The organism is Pseudomonas sp. P39-UII1 (assembly GCF_039672635.1).
Lineage (GTDB): Bacteria > Pseudomonadota > Gammaproteobacteria > Pseudomonadales > Pseudomonadaceae > Aquipseudomonas.
Genome location: NZ_JBDFPP010000001.1, coordinates 77807 through 94186, shown reverse-complemented (window position 1 = coordinate 94186; position 16380 = coordinate 77807). Strand labels below are relative to the sequence as shown.

General features: G+C 63.2%; 17 protein-coding genes. 13 read left to right on the top strand and 4 right to left on the bottom strand.

Annotated features, from left to right (window positions below; all coding sequences use genetic code 11):
• Positions 1–462, bottom strand: coding sequence for an Lrp/AsnC family transcriptional regulator (locus tag ABEH27_RS00450; RefSeq protein WP_346611680.1), 462 nt, complete (start codon positions 460–462; stop codon positions 1–3).
• Between the two features lie 122 nt (positions 463–584).
• On the opposite strand from ABEH27_RS00450, the gene ABEH27_RS00445 reads away from it, so the two are divergent.
• The gene (locus ABEH27_RS00445) at positions 585–1769 is read left to right on the top strand and encodes an aminotransferase class I/II-fold pyridoxal phosphate-dependent enzyme (protein WP_346611679.1); all 1185 of its coding nucleotides are present in this window, start codon (positions 585–587) and stop codon (positions 1767–1769) included.
• A gap of 155 nt (positions 1770–1924) precedes the next feature.
• On the opposite strand, the gene ABEH27_RS00440 is transcribed toward ABEH27_RS00445, so the two are convergent.
• On the bottom strand, positions 1925–2161 hold the full coding sequence (locus ABEH27_RS00440; RefSeq protein WP_346612064.1) for a YdcH family protein: 237 nt from the start codon (positions 2159–2161) through the stop codon (positions 1925–1927).
• A gap of 115 nt (positions 2162–2276) precedes the next feature.
• On the opposite strand from ABEH27_RS00440, the gene ABEH27_RS00435 reads away from it, so the two are divergent.
• The 5 genes from ABEH27_RS00435 (at position 2277) to ABEH27_RS00415 (ending at position 6983) form a co-directional block, all read left to right on the top strand.
• Complete coding sequence (locus tag ABEH27_RS00435) at positions 2277–2642, top strand: 5-carboxymethyl-2-hydroxymuconate Delta-isomerase (RefSeq protein ID WP_346611678.1); 366 nt, start codon at positions 2277–2279, stop codon at positions 2640–2642.
• Between the two features lie 165 nt (positions 2643–2807).
• Complete coding sequence (locus tag ABEH27_RS00430) at positions 2808–4445, top strand: phosphoethanolamine--lipid A transferase (protein ID WP_346611677.1); 1638 nt, start codon at positions 2808–2810, stop codon at positions 4443–4445.
• 103 nt (positions 4446–4548) lie between these two features.
• A complete protein-coding gene (gene rnd / locus ABEH27_RS00425) occupies positions 4549–5682 on the top strand; it encodes a ribonuclease D (protein ID WP_346611676.1) in 1134 nt (377 codons plus the stop codon).
• Positions 5679–5972: a YcgL domain-containing protein gene (locus ABEH27_RS00420; RefSeq protein ID WP_346611675.1), complete on the top strand. Its 294-nt coding sequence runs from the start codon at positions 5679–5681 to the stop codon at positions 5970–5972. The genes rnd and ABEH27_RS00420 overlap by 4 nt, the downstream gene beginning before the upstream one ends.
• A gap of 78 nt (positions 5973–6050) precedes the next feature.
• Entirely contained in the window at positions 6051–6983 is a 933-nt protein-coding gene (locus ABEH27_RS00415) for a D-2-hydroxyacid dehydrogenase (protein ID WP_346611674.1), read from the top strand.
• A 130-nt stretch (positions 6984–7113) separates the two neighbouring features.
• Here ABEH27_RS00415 and ABEH27_RS00410 read toward each other — a convergent pair whose 3' ends face one another.
• Positions 7114–7707, bottom strand: coding sequence for a nitroreductase family protein (locus ABEH27_RS00410; RefSeq protein WP_346611673.1), 594 nt, complete (start codon positions 7705–7707; stop codon positions 7114–7116).
• A gap of 145 nt (positions 7708–7852) precedes the next feature.
• Between ABEH27_RS00410 and ABEH27_RS00405 the strand changes: the two genes are divergently transcribed.
• Both ABEH27_RS00405 and ABEH27_RS00400 read left to right on the top strand, forming a co-directional pair.
• Positions 7853–8302, top strand: coding sequence for a YcgN family cysteine cluster protein (locus tag ABEH27_RS00405; protein WP_346611672.1), 450 nt, complete (start codon positions 7853–7855; stop codon positions 8300–8302).
• A gap of 41 nt (positions 8303–8343) precedes the next feature.
• Complete coding sequence (locus tag ABEH27_RS00400) at positions 8344–9552, top strand: hypothetical protein (protein WP_346611671.1); 1209 nt, start codon at positions 8344–8346, stop codon at positions 9550–9552.
• A 49-nt stretch (positions 9553–9601) separates the two neighbouring features.
• On the opposite strand, the gene ABEH27_RS00395 is transcribed toward ABEH27_RS00400, so the two are convergent.
• Positions 9602–9943, bottom strand: coding sequence for a DUF2892 domain-containing protein (locus tag ABEH27_RS00395; RefSeq protein ID WP_346611670.1), 342 nt, complete (start codon positions 9941–9943; stop codon positions 9602–9604).
• A 290-nt stretch (positions 9944–10233) separates the two neighbouring features.
• Between ABEH27_RS00395 and ABEH27_RS00390 the strand changes: the two genes are divergently transcribed.
• The 5 genes from ABEH27_RS00390 (at position 10234) to ABEH27_RS00370 (ending at position 16312) form a co-directional block, all read left to right on the top strand.
• Complete coding sequence (locus tag ABEH27_RS00390) at positions 10234–10950, top strand: GntR family transcriptional regulator (RefSeq protein ID WP_346611669.1); 717 nt, start codon at positions 10234–10236, stop codon at positions 10948–10950.
• 61 nt (positions 10951–11011) lie between these two features.
• Positions 11012–12331 (top strand): FAD-binding oxidoreductase, encoded by a 1320-nt coding sequence (locus tag ABEH27_RS00385; RefSeq protein ID WP_346611668.1) that lies wholly within the window; start codon positions 11012–11014, stop codon positions 12329–12331.
• A 183-nt stretch (positions 12332–12514) separates the two neighbouring features.
• Positions 12515–13843 (top strand): MFS transporter, encoded by a 1329-nt coding sequence (locus ABEH27_RS00380; RefSeq protein ID WP_346611667.1) that lies wholly within the window; start codon positions 12515–12517, stop codon positions 13841–13843.
• A gap of 73 nt (positions 13844–13916) precedes the next feature.
• Positions 13917–14819, top strand: a complete 903-nt coding sequence (locus tag ABEH27_RS00375) for a dihydrodipicolinate synthase family protein (RefSeq protein WP_346611666.1) — start codon at positions 13917–13919, stop codon at positions 14817–14819.
• Positions 14820–14821: 2 nt separating this feature from the next.
• Entirely contained in the window at positions 14822–16312 is a 1491-nt protein-coding gene (locus tag ABEH27_RS00370; RefSeq protein ID WP_346611665.1) for an aldehyde dehydrogenase, read from the top strand.
• The last annotated feature ends 68 nt before the right edge of the window (positions 16313–16380 follow it).

Here is a 16380-nt window from a genome sequence, read left to right as displayed (position 1 = left end):
TCAGCTTCTGTGCACCGGATAAGCCGTGGTGTACTTCATCTGCTCCATGGCAAAACTGGAGGTGATATTGGAGAGCCCGTCGGTGCTGGTAATCAGCTTCTTGTAGAAGCGGTCGTAGGCCGCAATGTCACCCACCACCACCCGCAGCATGTAGTCCCAATCCCCCGACATACGATAGAACTCCATCACCTCCTCGAAGCCCTTCACCGTCGTGGCAAACCGTTCCAGCCAGGCACTGTCGTGGCACTGGGTCTTGAGCTGGACGAACACCGTCAGCCCCAAGCCCAGGCGCTCGGGGTCGAGCAGGGCGACGCGGCCGAGGATGTAGCCGTCTTCTTCCAGGCGCTTGACCCGCTTCCAGCAGGGTGTGGTAGACAGGTTGACGGCCTCGGCCAGGTCTTTCAGCGAGATCGACGCGTCGCGCTGGAGCAGGGTGAGGATGTGCTGGTCGAAGCTGTCCATATCGGTTACAGGCCGGTCAGAAAAATATTCCCCAGATTACTCCAACAATAGAAAAAATTCCTGCAAGCACAGGCGTTGTCGTCCCTCGGGATTGTGCGATAGTTGCGCACTTACATCTGCCAATGGGCCCGACCATGTCCGACAAGCCGCGCAATTTCGCCACCCGTACCATCCACGCCGGCGAGCAGTTCAGCGTCGCCGACAACGCGATCTTTCCGCCGATCTACACGGCTAGCTCGTACACCAAGCGCAGCCTCGACGACAACCCGGAGTACGCCTACAGCCGCGTCGGCAACCCCACCCGGCATGCGTATGAAAGCTGCGTCGCGGCGCTGGAAGAAGGTGTCGGCGCGGTAGCCTGTGCCTCAGGTGTCAACGCCACCGCCACGGTGCTGGAGTTGCTGCCCAAGGACGCCCACGTAGTGGTGATGAACGGGGTCTACGGCGGTACGTTCCGTATCCTCGAAGACTATCGCGCGCACACTTCGGGCCTGACCACGACCTATGTCGACCTCAATGATGTCGAGGCCGTGGCTGCAGCGATCAAACCTGAAACCCAGCTGATCTGGATCGAGTCGCCGACCAACCCGTTGCTGCACCTGGTCGACATCAAGGCGGTCTGCGACCTGGCGCGGGCGCGCGGTATTCTCACTTGCATCGACAACACCTTCTGTTCGCCCTGGAACCAGCGGCCGATCACCCTCGGGGTGGACCTGGTGATGCACTCGGCCAGCAAGTACATCGGCGGCCATTCGGACCTGACTGGCGGCGTGGTGGTGGCCGCCAACGACGCGTTGCTGGCACGCCTGCGCAAAATCAGCATGGCCATTGGCGCCATCCAGGGGCCGTTCGACTGCTACCTGGCCCTGCGCGGCCTCAAGACCCTCGACGTGCGCATGGAGCGCCAGTGCGCCAATGCCCTGCAGGTGGCGCGTTTTCTCGAACGCCACCCGCAGGTCGAGCAGGTGTATTACCCAGGGCTGGAAAGCCACCCGCAGCATGCCTTGTGCAAGCGTCAGATGAGGGCGGGCGGGGCAGTGGTGGCGATGAAAATCAAGGGTGGCGACCGTGCAGCGCTCAACCGCCTGGTCGAAGCCTTGCGGATCTTCGTGCTGGCCGATTCGCTGGGGGGCGTGGAGAGCATGATCAACCACTCCTGGAGCATGTCGCACAACTCCCTGAGCCCTGAGCAGAAGGGTGTGATGGGGATCAGTGAAAGCTTGCTGCGGCTGTCGATCGGGATCGAGGATTACCGCGATCTGATCGAGGATCTGGATGCAGCGCTGAAGGCTTCGGCTGCGGTGTAAATGCTGCAGGCCTCTTCGCGGGGCAAGTCGGATCGCCGCACCGCCGCTCCCACAAGATCAGCACAGTCTTCGAGACGTGTGACATGCCTGTGGGAGCGGCGGTGCGGCGATCCGACTTGCCCCGCGAAGAGGCCGGTCGTGTCAGCAGAAACCCATCAGGATTTCGGCGGATGAATAATTCGCTCGATCTTGTCCTTGATCAGCAGGCGCTCCTTGCGCAGGCGGTTGACGGCGTCATCGTTGGTGCCGTTGCCCTCGGCGGCGACCACCTCCTTGTCTTTGGCGTTGTATTCCTTGTGCAACGCATGCAGCGTGTGGTCCTTGTCTATCAGTGCCTGGAATGCATCAGCGGTAACGTGCAAGTCAGCGAGCAGATCATGCGGAACTGGCATTTCTTCACCTCTGTCAGGGTTGTCGTTAAGGTCCTGACCTTTGAGGATAGCCGCCTTTGCGCGGGTAGGGGACTGGGGTAGGCTGTCGATCTCCCCAACGCCTGGAACCTGTGCCATGCCTCACCTGAACCTGGAATACAGCGACAACCTGCGCGCACTCAACGTCGACGTGCTGCTGCTGCGCCTGAACCATGCCCTGTTCGGCAGCGGCCAGTTCGCTGACGAGGCGGACATCAAAAGCCGTGCCCAGGTGTTCAGCCATTACCGGGTCGGCACCGGGCTGGGTGAGCGGGCGTTTGCCCATGTGCGCCTGGCCATCCTCAGCGGGCGCTCGCCCGAGGTGAAGCAGCAGTTGTCGGCCAGCTTGCTTGCGGTGTTGCGTGAAACCCTTGCAGAGCAACAGGGGCTGGACCTTCAGTTGTGTGTCGAGGTGCAGGATATTGACCGCGAGCCTTACGCCAAGCTTCGTCTTCCCGGCTGAATGGCCGCTGAACGAAATTGAATCAATCGGTATGAAGACGCCTGTTGACTAATTCGTTGGCGTCTTTTTCACAAAAAATTGATGGTGTGCTTTCTAGAGTTGCGGCAACTTTCCCACGGTGCCGTGCGTGCCGGGGGTAATAACCACTCTGGATCAAGAACACCCATGACCAACTTCAAATCGCTGCGGACCGAATGGGTCACGCTGCTGGCCAGCGTGTACCTGCTGATTGGCTTCAACGTGTTTCTCTGGGAGCACCTGCAGCAGGTGGTACCCAGCGGTTTGCCCGGGTTGTGGCTGAGCCTGGCGTTTGCGGCATTGATGTTGTTCGCGTTCAACCTGGTGCTGACGCTGTGTGCCTTTCGCTATGTGTTGAAACCGGTGTTGATCGTGTTATTCATGAGCGGCGCAGGCGTGGCCTATTTCATGAATCAATACGGCGTACTTATTGACGCCGGTATGTTTCGCAATATGGCTGAAACCAATGTGACGGAAGTGCGTGATCTGCTTTCGCTGAAGTTTGCCGCCTATATATTGCTGCTTGGTGTATTACCGTCTGTATTGCTGTGGAAAGCCCCCATTGCCTACCGTGCCTGGCACCGAGAGGTGCTTGGCAAACTGGTGGTCAGCGGCGCCTGCGTGGTGGCATTGGGCTCGGTAGCACTGGTGAACTACCAGGGGCTGTCGTCACTGTTTCGCAACCACCACGAACTGCGCCTGATGCTCACCCCCAGCAACATCGTCGGCGCCTCCATTGGTTATGTCAGCGAGCGTGTCGGTACGGCGGCCCGGCCCTTCCAGAGTTACGGCACCGATGCCAAGCGTGACCCCGCCTGGCAGCACCACGAACGCAAGTCGCTGACCGTGCTGGTGGTCGGTGAAAGTGCACGGGCAGACCATTTCGGTGTGCTGGGCTATGGCCGTGATACCACACCCAATCTGGCCAGGGAGCAAGGCTTGCTGGCGTTCTCCGATGTGCATTCTTGCGGTACTGAAACTGCAGTCTCGGTGCCCTGCATGTTCTCGGGCATGCCGCGCAAGGACTACGACGCCCGTGTGGCGAAGAACCGCGAGGGGCTGCTGGACATTCTTCAGCGTGCCGGCCTGGCGGTGCAATGGCGCGACAACCAGTCGGGCTGCAAGGGCACCTGCGACCGGGTGCAATTTCTCGATGTCAGCAACCTCAAGGACCCGGCGCTGTGCGCCAATGGCGAGTGCCACGACGAGATCCTCTTGCAGGGCCTGGGCGAGCTGATCGACAACCTCGACAAGGACACCGTGCTGGTGCTGCATCAGATGGGCAGCCACGGCCCCGAGTATTTCAAGCGCTACCCCCATGGCAGTGAGCGCTTCACCCCGGTGTGCCTGAGCAACGCGCTGGACCAGTGCAGCGAACAGGACATCATCAATGGCTACGACAACACGCTGGCCTATACCGACAAGGTGCTGGCGGCGTTGATCGACACCCTGCGCAGCAAGCAAGGCAAGGTCGATACGGCGATGATCTACCTCTCCGACCACGGTGAGTCGTTGGGCGAGTACAACCTGTTCCTGCACGGTACCCCATACCCCATTGCCCCGGAGCAGCAGAAACACGTGCCGCTGCTGACCTGGTTCTCCGACAGCTACAAGGAAGACTTCGGCCTGGACACCGACTGCCTGGCCAGGCTCAGCGATGCGCCGCTGTCGCAGGACAACCTGTTCCACTCCATGCTGGGCCTGCTGCAGGTGCACACCCAGGTCTACCAGCAGTCGCTGGACATGTTCGCCAGTTGCCGCCCATGGCTGGCGGCCAAGCGCTGATCGATTACGCTTTTCAATATCCTTGCAGGCGCGGCGGTCGCCAGGTTTCACCCGCAGTGCCCGCGCCGTATATACTGCGCGCCAATGTTTGTGGGAGAGCCTCGTGGCCATCGAAATACACTGGATCCGTGACGACCAGACCCTGGCCGAACTCTGCCAGAAGTGGCGCCAATTGCCCTTTGTGGCGCTGGATACCGAGTTCATGCGGGTCGACACCTTCTACCCGAAAGCCGGCCTGATCCAGATCGGCGACGGCGAGCGGGCTTTCCTGATCGACCCGCTGCTGATCGGCAATTGGCAGCCTTTGGGCCAACTGCTCGAAGACGCCGGCGTGGTCAAGGTGCTGCACGCCTGCAGCGAAGACCTCGAGGTGCTGTTGCGCCTGACTGGCAAGCTGCCGCAGCCGCTGTTCGATACGCAGCTGGCTGCCGGCTACCTGAACCTGGGCTTCTCCATGGGCTATTCGCGCCTGGTGCAGGAAGTGCTGGGCCTGGAGCTGCCCAAGGGCGAGACCCGCTCCGACTGGCTGCAGCGCCCGCTGTCGGACACCCAGGTCAGCTACGCCGCCGAAGACGCCGTGCACCTGGCCGAGCTGTTCTCGGCTCTGCGCCCACGCCTGTCCGACGACAAGTACGCCTGGGTGCTGGAAGACGGCGCCGAACTGGTCGCGGCGCTGCGCCGTGAAGTCGACCCGCAAACCCTGTACCGCGACGTCAAGCTGGCCTGGAAGCTGGGCCGCCAGCAGCTGGCGGTGCTGCGCGAGCTGTGCGCCTGGCGCGAGCGTGAGGCACGCAGCCGCGACGTACCGCGCAACCGCATCCTCAAGGAACACTCGCTGTGGCCAATGGCCAAGAGCCAGCCGGACAACCTGGCGGCGCTGGCCAAGATCGAAGAAATGCACCCGCGCACCATTCGTCAGGACGGCGCCGTGCTGATCGAGCTGATCAAGCGCGCTGCCAGCCAGCCGGCTGAGCAATGGCCGGCCACGCTGCCCGAGCCGCTGCCGATCGAAGCCGCCGGTATCCTCAAGCGCCTGCGCGCCATCGGCCAGGCCGAAGGCGAACGCCTTGGCATCGCCCCAGAGCTGATGCTGCGCAAGAAAGCCCTGGAAGCGCTGCTGAAAAGTGGCTACCCCAATGGCCCCTATCAATTGCCCGATTCGCTGCGCGGCTGGCGCCGTGAGCGGATGGGCCAGGCCCTGCTGGATGACCTGGCAGGCGCCGGAGAAACCCGATGAAACGTATCTGCTCGATCTACAAGAGCCCCCGCAAGAACGAAATGTACCTCTACGTGCTCAAGGCCGACGGCCTGGAGCGGGTGCCCGAGGCGTTGCTGCCGTTCTTCGGCAAGCCCGTGCACGCCTTCGACCTGGTGTTGACCCCCGAGCGCACGCTGGCCCGCGAAGACATCGCCAAGGTGCTGGATAACCTGGAAAACCAGGGCTACCACCTGCAGATGCCACCGGCCGAAGACGAGTACATCGAGCACCTGCCGGAAGAGCTGCTGCGCCGCAACGACCCGGTCTGACCCAGTCCCGGTCCCCTCACATGCCCAGGTGGCCCGCATGGCGGGCCGCCTTCGTTGTCTGCCAAGGTTGTTACTTTGATGCGCGTTCTGATCGCTGAGCAGGATCATGCCACCTACGCCCGCCTGCTGGCCGAAGCGGCCCCGGACCTGGAAATCCTGACCAGTGGCGATTCCGCCGAGTTGGCCCTGCAGGCGCCGCAGTGCCCGATCTGGCTGGGCCAGCCGGACTTGCTGGCGTGCCTGCTGCGCCAGGGTTACACGCCGGCGTGGGTGCAATCGACCTGGGCCGGCATCACACCGTTGCTGGCCGAGGGATTGCCCCGTGAATACCGCCTGACCCGCGCGGTCGGTATCTTCGGCCAGGTGATGGCCGAGTACATGCTCACTTACATGCTGGGGCATGAGCGGGAAGTACTGTCGCGCCTGGTCAGCCAGGTCGAACGCCGTTGGGACGAGCGCCCCGGGCACTCGCTTGAGGGGCGCAAAGTGCTGATCGTCGGCACCGGTGATATCGGCCAGCGCGTGGCCGAGTTTCTCGCACCGTTTGGTGTGACCCTGTATGGCATCGCCAGCACCGCCCGCGAGCAGGCGCCATTTGTTGAAGTGGCCGGTTTGGCTGACTTGCCGCGGATGGTCGGGCAGGTCGATTACGTGCTGAACCTGCTGCCGGATACGCCGGCCACCCATGACCTGTACGACGCCGCACTGTTCAAGTGCTTCCAGCCAAGCGCGCTGTTCATCAATGCCGGGCGCGGGGTGGCGGTGGTCGATGCCGATCTGGTCGAGGCTTTGAAAGAGGGGCATTTGGCGGGCGCGGTGATCGATGTGTGCCGGCAGGAACCCCTGCCGCAGCGCCACCCGTTCTGGACGGCGTGGGGCTTGCTGCTCACCGGGCACAGCTCGGCGCCCACCTCGCCGGCGGCAATGGTGCGGTTGTTTGTCGAGAATGAGCGGGCATACCAGGCAGGGCAGGGGATGCGGGGTGAAGTGGATTTCACCAGGGGCTACTGATGGGTAGTGCCTTTGCCGGCCCCATCGCCGGCAAGCCGGCTCCCACAGGTACTGCGCAGGCCTCAACATCGGCGGGGTACTTGTGGGAGCCGGCTTGCCGGCGATGGGGCCAGCAAAGCCACAACAAGGCTTACAGGCTGAAATCCCCCTCAGCCGCCAGTTCGCTCAGCGGCCGGCGCGGGCTTGGCACTTCGCGCGCCTGCAGGCCTTCGTCCAGGCTCGCCTTGTCGCCCAGCTTGCCGATCGCCACCATGGCATGCAGCTCGTAGCCTTCCGGCACCTTCAGCTCGCTGCGCGCCAGGTCCTTGTCGAACCCGGCCATGCCGTGGGTATGCCAACCGCTGATGCTTGCCTGCAGCGCCAGATGGCCCCAGGCGGAACCGGTGTCGAAGGTGTGCCACAGGGCTGGCTTTTCTTCGCTGGCACCCGGGGCCGCGAAGGTGGTCTTGGAAATCACCAGCACCAGCGCTGATGCCTGCTGCGCCCAGCTGCGGTTGAACGGCACCAGCAGGCTCAGGTAACGCTCCCAGTTCGGCGTATCGCGCCGGGCATAAAGGAAGCGCCAGGGTTGCGAGTTGTAGGCCGACGGCGCCCAGCGGGCCGCTTCGAGGAAGCTCAACAGGGTTGCTTCGCTGATCGGCTCGGCCGTGAAAGCGCGGGGTGACCAGCGGTTGATGAACTGTTCGTTGATGGCGTAATCGGCGATGCGGGGGGTGGCGCTCATGGCTGCTCCTGCAAGTGGAGGGGAAAGACCGCACGCTACTGCGTCCGGTCAGGACTGACAAGCGGTCTGGCGTTGCCGAAGGCCAGGCTCTAGACTGGCGCCGCCGCGCGCCGCGGCCTCAAGATGACTGCAGGAAACCCGTGTGATGATCGCTGAAAGCGCGCCGTTCTGGCGGCGCAAGACTCTCGAACAACTCGACCCGCAAGAGTGGGAGTCGCTGTGTGACGGCTGTGGCCTGTGCTGCCTGCAGAAGCTCGAGGACGAGGACGACAACAGCGTCTATTACACGCGCATCGCCTGCAAGCTGCTGGACATGAACGCCTGCCAGTGCAGCGACTACCCCAACCGGTTCGCCGAAGTGCCCGATTGCATCCAGCTCACCCCAGGCAAGGCCGACCAGTTCAAATGGCTGCCGAGCACCTGTGGCTACCGCCTGGTCAGCGAGGGCAAGGACCTGCCGGCCTGGCACCACCTGGTCTGCGGTGACCGCCAGCAAGTGCATGAGCAGCGCATTTCCCAGTCGGGGCGTATGCTCAGGGAGCAGGACGTGGATGAAGACGACTGGGAAGACCACCTGATCTTTCGCGCCAGCTGAGCGGCACAGTCCGTCGCCTCTGGGAAACAAGGAGTTTCTGTATGCGTTGCCAGCTGTTGCTGCTTTTGGGCCTTGTCGCCTGTTCGTCGGCCTGGGCGAAAAAGGTCGACCTCGACTATCAGGTGCGCCTGTTGCCCGCCAACGGCCAGGCCGAAGTGCGCCTGACCCTGGCTGATGGCAGCGCCGTACGCAGCCTCGACTTCGACCTGGGCAAGGCTGGCGCCTACAGCGGTTTCCAGGCGGATGGCCAATGGCAGGCGCAGGGCGAGCGGGGCGTGTGGCGCCCGGCAGCGGGCAAGACCAGCCTCAGTTACCGGGTGAAGCTGGACCAGACGCTGCGCAGCGGCGCCTATTCCTCGCGTATCACGCCCCATTGGGCCCTGTTCATGGGCGACCAGCTGGTGCCGCCGGCGCGCCTCGATCAGCAAGACGGCACCGAACTGGTGGCGCGCCTGTCGGTCGACTTGCCCGAGGGCTGGAAAAGCATCGAAACCTCCTGGCCGCGCATCGGCAAGGACAAGTTCCGCATCGACAACGTTTCGCGCCTGTTCGACCGCCCGACCGGCTGGATGCTTGCAGGCGACCTCGGCAGCCGCCGTGCACGCCTGGGCGAAACCGATGTGACCGTAGCGGCTCCGGTAGGGCAGGGCATGCGCCGCATGGACAACCTGACCTTGCTGACCTTCGTATGGCCGCACCTGCAAGCCGTGTTCCCGCGCAATCCGCCCAAGCTGCTGCTGGTCGGTGCCCGCGACGGCATGTGGCGTGGGGCGATGTCGGCGCGGGGCTCGCTTTACCTGCACAGCGGCCGGCCCATGATCAGCGAGAGCGGCAGCAGCCCGCTGCTGCGCGAGCTGGTCCAGCTGTTTGCGCAGATCCGCGTGAGTGCCGACAGTGGCTGGCTAGGCCAGAGCCTCACCGAGTATTACGCCAACGAACTGCTGCGCCGCGCCGGGGGCGTGAGCGACGATCGACAACAGGTGTGGCAGGCGCAGTTGCAGAAGCAGGGCGCCAAGGTCACCCGGCTGCGCGGCGAGCAGGTGGGGCCGGCACAGGTGGCGCGTGGGGTGCTGCTGCTGCAGGCGCTGGACAAGGAAATCCGCATCCACACCCAGGCCAAGCGATCGCTGGATGATGTGACGCAGGCGTTGATGCGCTTGCCGAAAGTGACTACCGATGAGTTCGTGCAGATCAGCGAGAGTGTGCTGGGGCGGCGGTCCGAGGTGTTGCAGAGCAAGGTGTTGCGCTAGTCCCCTGGTGGCTGTACCGGCCCGCGACGGGGCCGGTACAAATAACCCATCAACTACCGGTCAACGGATCTTTGCCCGTCACCGTCACCCCGCGCGTAGCCGCTTCGGCACTGCGCTTGAGCGCCTGCAGCTCGCCCGCACTGCGCTCGATGTCCGAACGCAGACGGTGATATTCCTGGCGGTGTTGCTGAAACCAGGCCTTGGTAGAGCAATGCCCGCTGACGCCTCGTGCCACCGCAATACCGCCCACCACCATCTGCAGCAGCCCGATCAGGCCGCCATGGCGCAAGCCTTTGGTGAACATCAACGCCCCGCCGGCCAGCGATCCGACCCGTTCCAGGCCCTGAACATTGTGTTCCTGTGATGCCGAAGTGGAATGAATATCGAGCATGGCAAGCCCTCCTTGTGAAGTGTAAGCAGCTGACCCATGGGCGGCGCCCACCGTTCAGTCGGCATTGCCGGGCGGCGGGTTTGTCTTTTCTGGACAACTACCTGTCCGGTTTGGCAATGCAGCCTCAAGGGTGTTTAATCTCACCCCTGAACTGCGCTCAAGCCCTTTGAATATGGGGCTTCTGCAGATTCCACCGCTCATCGAAAATGCTGTAGACACATTGTCTAACAGTGCCATATAGTCGTTATACAAATAGTAGACACAGCGCCATGACAACAACAAAGGCCACCATGAAAGCCACCGTCCAACCCGTCAGTGCAGAGGTGCCGCAGGACCGCAAGGCCGTCCTCGCCGAAGCGCTGCGCCGCCGAATCCTCAGCATGGAACTGGCCCCAGGCGCAGTGGTGGACGAACTGGCCCTGTGCGACGAGTTCGGCCTGTCGCGCCCCCCGGTACGAGAGCTGCTGCGCCAGATCGCCGCCGAAGGCTACATCGAACTGGAAGCCAATCGCGCCCCTCGCGTCGCCGCGATGAACCACGCATCGCTGCACAGCTTCTACGTGGCCGCGCCGCTTATCTATATCGCCACTACCCAGCTGGCCGCCACCTATGCCAGCGAAGCCGAGATCGAAGCGCTCAAAGCCATCCAGGCGCTGTTCCGCCAGGCCATCGAAGAGCGTGATGTGGAAAACCGCGTGCTCTACAACGACGCCTTCCACCTGGAAATCGGCAAGATGGCGCACAACGACTACCTGATGCCAAGCCTGCGGCGCCTGCTGATCGACCATACCCGGCTGGGCAAGATTTTCTATCGCCACCCGACCACCGATGACATGCAGCGTGACCTCGAAGTCGCCTGCGAGCAGCACGACCAGATGATCCAGGCCATCGAACGCCGCGACCCGCAGGCCGCCGGGCAACTGGTGCGTGAACACTTCGAGCTGTCGCGCCGGCGCATGGCCGAATACGCCGCGCCACAAGGGCTGGATGTGCCGATTCAGATATGAGTTCCAGAGGTTGCGCCACGGGCGCTGACCGCTAGTCAACAACACGACCCAGGTTAGTGACATGACAAGAATAAGTTCGTTACCTGCCGATGATGCCACCTGTGGCTGGTACCACCTGAGCCAACCGCGCAGGCCAAGGCCGGCCCATATTGGCCATAGCCAGGCGCGCTGGGTGGTGGTGGGCGCTGGCTTCACCGGCCTGGCTGCGGCGCGCCAGTTGGCAACGAACTTCCCCGACGATGAGATCGTGCTGGTCGAGGCCCAGGAGGTCGGTTTCGGCACCTCGGGGCGCAACGCCGGTTTCGCCATCGACCTGCCCCATGACATCGGCGCCGAGGACTACATCGGTGACATTGGTATCGCCAGGACCGTGCTCAAGCTCAATCTGGGTGGGCAGTCCTACCTCAAGGAGCTGATCGAGCGCCATGGCATCGAGTGCCAGTTCCGCCACTGTGGCAAATACCAGGCGGCCATCGAGGACCGCGGCATTGCCGTGCTGGATGCCTACCGCCGTGGCCTGGACAAGCTCGGCCAGGCCTACGAGGTGATCGAAGGCCACGACCTGCCGGACCACATCGGCACGCACTTCTACCGCAAGGGCCTGTTTACCCCCGGCACGGCGCTGCTGCAGCCCTCGGCACTGGTGAAAGGCCTGGCCCACAGCTTGCCGAGCAACGTCTCCCTGTACGAAAACACCCCCATCAACGATGTCGAGTACGGTGACAAGGTGGTGCTGCGCCATGCCAACGGGTCGATCACGGCCGACAAGCTGGTGCTCACCACCAACGCCTTCGGCATGAGCTTCGGCTTTCTCAAGGGCCGCATGCTGCCGGTGTTTACCTACGCCAGCATCACCCGCCCGCTGAGTGAAGACGAACAGGCGCACCTGGGTGGCAAACCCAACTGGGGCGTGATCCCGGCAGACCCGTTCGGCACTACCCTGCGCCGCACTGTCGATAACCGCCTGCTGATCCGCAACAGTTTCAGCTACAACCCCGATGGGCGCAGTAACCGCAAGTACCTGGAACGCTTCGTCCAACGCCACCGTGAATCATTCGCCCGGCGCTTCCCGATGTTGCCCGGGGTGAACTTCGAATATACCTGGGGCGGTGCATTGGCACTGTCGCGCAACCACATGGGTTTCTTCGGCAAGTTGGCACCGAATGTAGTGGGCGCATTGTGCTGCAACGGCCTCGGTGTTACCCGCGGTACGGTCACCGGCAAGTTGCTGGGCGACTGGTTGGCCGGTGACAAGAACGAACTCATCGAGTTTCTGCTCAATGCCCCCGGGCCTTGTGCGAACCCACCGCAGCCCTTGGTTTCCTTGGGTTTGAACGCCAACCTGAAGTGGGGGCAGATGCGCGCTGGAAGAGAAAGCTGATCCGTTACACAAGTTAGGCCATTGAACATTTGAAGTCGGTCGTCTTTGACCGATACGGGCTCGCTTTGCCCGAAATTGATGATCGAGACGCGCTGTCCGTTCACCCGGGGCTGAAGAGGTTTTCAGTTTCGCGGGCGCGCTCGCCTTGAAAACGTGCATGTAAATGAAATGGTAGGAACAACAATGAAAAGTCCGAATATTTCGATTGAAGATGTACCGATCAACCGCTTTCACCAATGGCTGACGTTGCGCTCGGGCGGGGGCTCGTTCGTCGATGGTTATATCTTGAGCATCATCGGCGTGGCCATGGTGCAGATGTCCGCAGGCCTCAACCTGACCAGCTTCTGGCAGGGCATGATTGCCGCCTCGGCGCTGATCGGCATCTTCTTTGGTGGCTTTTTCGGCGGTTGGCTGACCGACCGCTTCGGCCGCAAGCGCGTGTTCTTCGTCGGGCCGACCCTGTTCATCCTGTCCTCGGTTGCGCAGTTCTGGGTGGAGTCGGCGCTGGCACTGTTCCTGTTGCGCTTTGCCATCGGCATCGCGGTGGGCATCGAATACCCGGTGGCGACGTCGCTGCTGGTGGAGTTCCTGCCCAGGAAGAACCGCGGCCCACGCCTGGCCACCCTGACCGTGCTGTGGTTCGCCGGCGCAGCTACCGCCTACGTCATCGGCCAGGCCATCCTGCGTCACGGCGGTGACGATGCCTGGCGCCTGGTGCTGGCCAGCGCCGCAGTGATCGGCACGTTGCTGTTCGCCATCCGCCTGGGCACGCCCGAGTCGCCACGCTGGCTGATCAGCAAGGGCCGTTCGGCCGAAGCCGAGCAGGTGATCAAGGCCGTGTACGGCAACGACTTCTCGCTGCACAACCTGCCGGAGGAGCCGAAGACCCGCAAGCTGTCGTTTTTCAGCCTGCTGCACTCCGGCTACGGCAAGCGCATGTTGTTCGTCACCATGTTCTGGACGTGCTCGGTGATCCCGGTGTTCGCCGTCTATGCCTTCGCCCCCAAGGTCCTGGGCGCACTCAACCTCAAAGGTGATTGGGCGTCGATCGGGTCGGTGGCGATCACCTGCCTGTTCGTGGTCGGCTGCATCATCGGCACCCGCTTGCTGAACACCATCGGCCGGCGCACCACGCTGCTGCACAGCTTCTTCTGGTCGGGGCTGGCCCTGCTCGGCCTGGGGGTCTTCAGCCAAAGTAACGAGATGCTCATCCTGGTGCTGTTCGGTGCCTATGCGCTGTTCATCGGCGGTGCCCAGGTGCTGCAGCTGGTGTACCCCAACGAGTTGTTCCCCACTGAAATCCGTGCCGGTGCGGTGGGCGTGGGCACCTCCATGTCGCGGGTCGGTGCTGCGGTCGGCACCTGGCTGGTCCCCATCGCCCTGGACCGCTATGGCATCGGCGCAACCATGTATGCCGCCGCTGCCGTCACCTTCGTCGGCCTGGCCTTCTCCATCGCCCTGGCCCCGGAAACCCGTTCGCTGAACCTGCAACAGGCCGCCTCGCTGGGTTGAGCCCCTACAACCTGCCGCCGCGTCGATCCGCGGTGGCTTTTACATGATTGATCAACGTACTGGAGAACCTACCGTGAAATTCGAAGGCATCTACACCCCGGCAATCACCCCGCTGGCTGCGGACGGCTCGATCGACAAGGCGGCGTTCGCTGAAGTCCTCGAATACCTGGTCGAGTCGAAAATCCAGGGTGTCATCATCGGTGGCTCCACCGGCGAATACTACGCCCACACCACCCAGGAGCGTATCGAGCTGGCCGCCCAGGCCAAGGACGTGCTCAACGGCCGCCTGCCACTGATCGTCGGCACCGGTGGCATCCGTACCGAAGACGCGGTGGCGTTCGCCAGGCACGCCAAGGAAATCCAGGCCGACGCGTTGCTGGTGGGCACTCCACCCTACGCCCTGCCAACCCAGCAAGAGATCGCCCTGCACGTCAAAGCCGTCGACGCCGCCGCTGGCCTGCCAATCATGCTCTACAACTACCCTGGCCGCATGAGCGTGAGCATGGGCGAGGCGTTCTTCGATGCCGTGGCGGATGTGAAGAATATCGTCGCCATCAAGGAAAGCTCCGGTGACATGGCCCAGTTGCATCGCCTGGCCATCCAGCGCCCGAACATCCAGCTGTCGTGCGGTTGGGACGACCAGGCCCTGGAGTTCTTCGCCTGGGGCGCACAGAGCTGGGTCTGCGCCGGCTCCAACTTCATTCCGCGCGAGCACGTGGCCCTGTTTGAGGCCTGCGTGATCGAGAAGGACTTCGACAAAGGCCGGCGCATCATGGGCGCCATGATGCCGCTGATGGACTTCCTCGAAGGTGGCAAGTTCGTCCAGTCGATCAAGTACGGCGTGGCGCTCAACGGCCTGAGCAGCGGTGGCGTGCGCAAGCCGCTGTCCGAGCTGGACGCTGCCGAGAAGCAGGCGCTGGAGCGCGTCGTCAGCGACCTCAAACGCAACATCGCACAGATCACGGGAGGTGCCTGAACATGGCCGAATTGCTGAGCAAGGCGCAATACGCGGCGATCGCCGCCGACCTGCAACTGCGCACCCAGGCGTTCATCGACGGTGAGTTTCGCGATGCCCTCTCGGGCCGCACCTTCGTCACCACCAACCCGGCTACCGGCAAGCAACTGGCCGAGGTCGCCGCGTGTGACGTGCAGGACGTGGACGTCGCCGTGGCCGCGGCCAAGCGCGTGTTCGAAGACGGTTCGTGGTCCAGGCTGCAGCCGGGCGAGCGCAAGCACATCCTGTTGAAGTTCGCCCAATTGCTGGAAGACAACAGCCACGAACTGGCCGTGCTGGAAGCACTGGACAGCGGCAAGCCAGTCAGCGAGTGCCAGAACGTCGACGTGCCGGAAACCATCCACACCCTGCGCTGGCATGCCGAGCTGATCGACAAGATCTACGACAACACGGCCCCCACGGGTAACGCTGCCGTGACCATGGTGGTGCGCGAAGCCATCGGCGTGGTCGGCCTGGTACTGCCGTGGAACTTCCCGCTGCTGATGCTGGCGTGGAAGATCGCCCCGTCGCTGGCCGCCGGTTGCTCGGTGGTGGTCAAGCCGGCCAAGGAAACCACCCTCAGCGCGCTGCGCGTGGCCGAGCTTGCCCATCAGGCCGGTGTACCGGCAGGCGTGTTCAACCTGGTGCCAGGCGGTGGCCGTGAAGTGGGCGAAGCCATCGGCCGGCACATGGACATCCCGATGGTCAGCTTCACCGGCTCCACCGACACCGGCCGCCTGTTCCTGAAGTACGCCGCCGAGTCCAACCTCAAGCGCATCGTCCTGGAGCTGGGTGGCAAGAACCCGGCCGTGGTCATGAACGACTGCGAAGACCTCGACGAAGTGGCCCAGTTCGTCACCGCCGGTGCGTTCTGGAACATGGGCGAGAACTGCTCGGCGTCCTCGCGCCTGATCGTTCACAAGGACGTCAAGGACGCGCTGCTGGCCCTGATGGCCAAGCACCTGAAAGACTGGAAGCTGGGCGACCCGCTGGACCCGGAAAACCGCCTGGGTGCGATGGTCAGCAAATCGCACTTCGAGAAGGTCAGGTCGTACCTGGAATACGCTGCCGAGCAGAAGCTCAAGGTGGTGCAGGGCGGCGAGACCGAGCGGGGCGTGTTCGTGCAACCGACCATCGTCGATGGCGTGGGTCGCGACAGCAAACTGTTCGTCGAGGAAATCTTCGGGCCGGTGCTGAGCGTGACCAGCTTCGAGACCATCGACGAGGCGATCGAGCTGGCCAACGATACCGTCTACGGCCTGGCCGCTTCGGCCTACACCGGCAGCCTGCGCCATGCCCTGCGCCTGTCGCGTGAAATCCGCGCGGGCGTGGTCACGGTCAACTGCTTCGGTGAAGGCGATGCCTCGACGCCGTTCGGTGGTTACAAAGAGTCCGGCTTTGGTGGGCGTGACAAGTCCATCTGGGCCCATGACCAGTACACGGAGCTGAAGACCATCTGGATCAACGCTTCGTGAACTGATTGCAGGACGGAGCTGTTCTGACGGAGCTCAGCACCCGGCCGCCTTTGGGGTGTCAGGGCTGG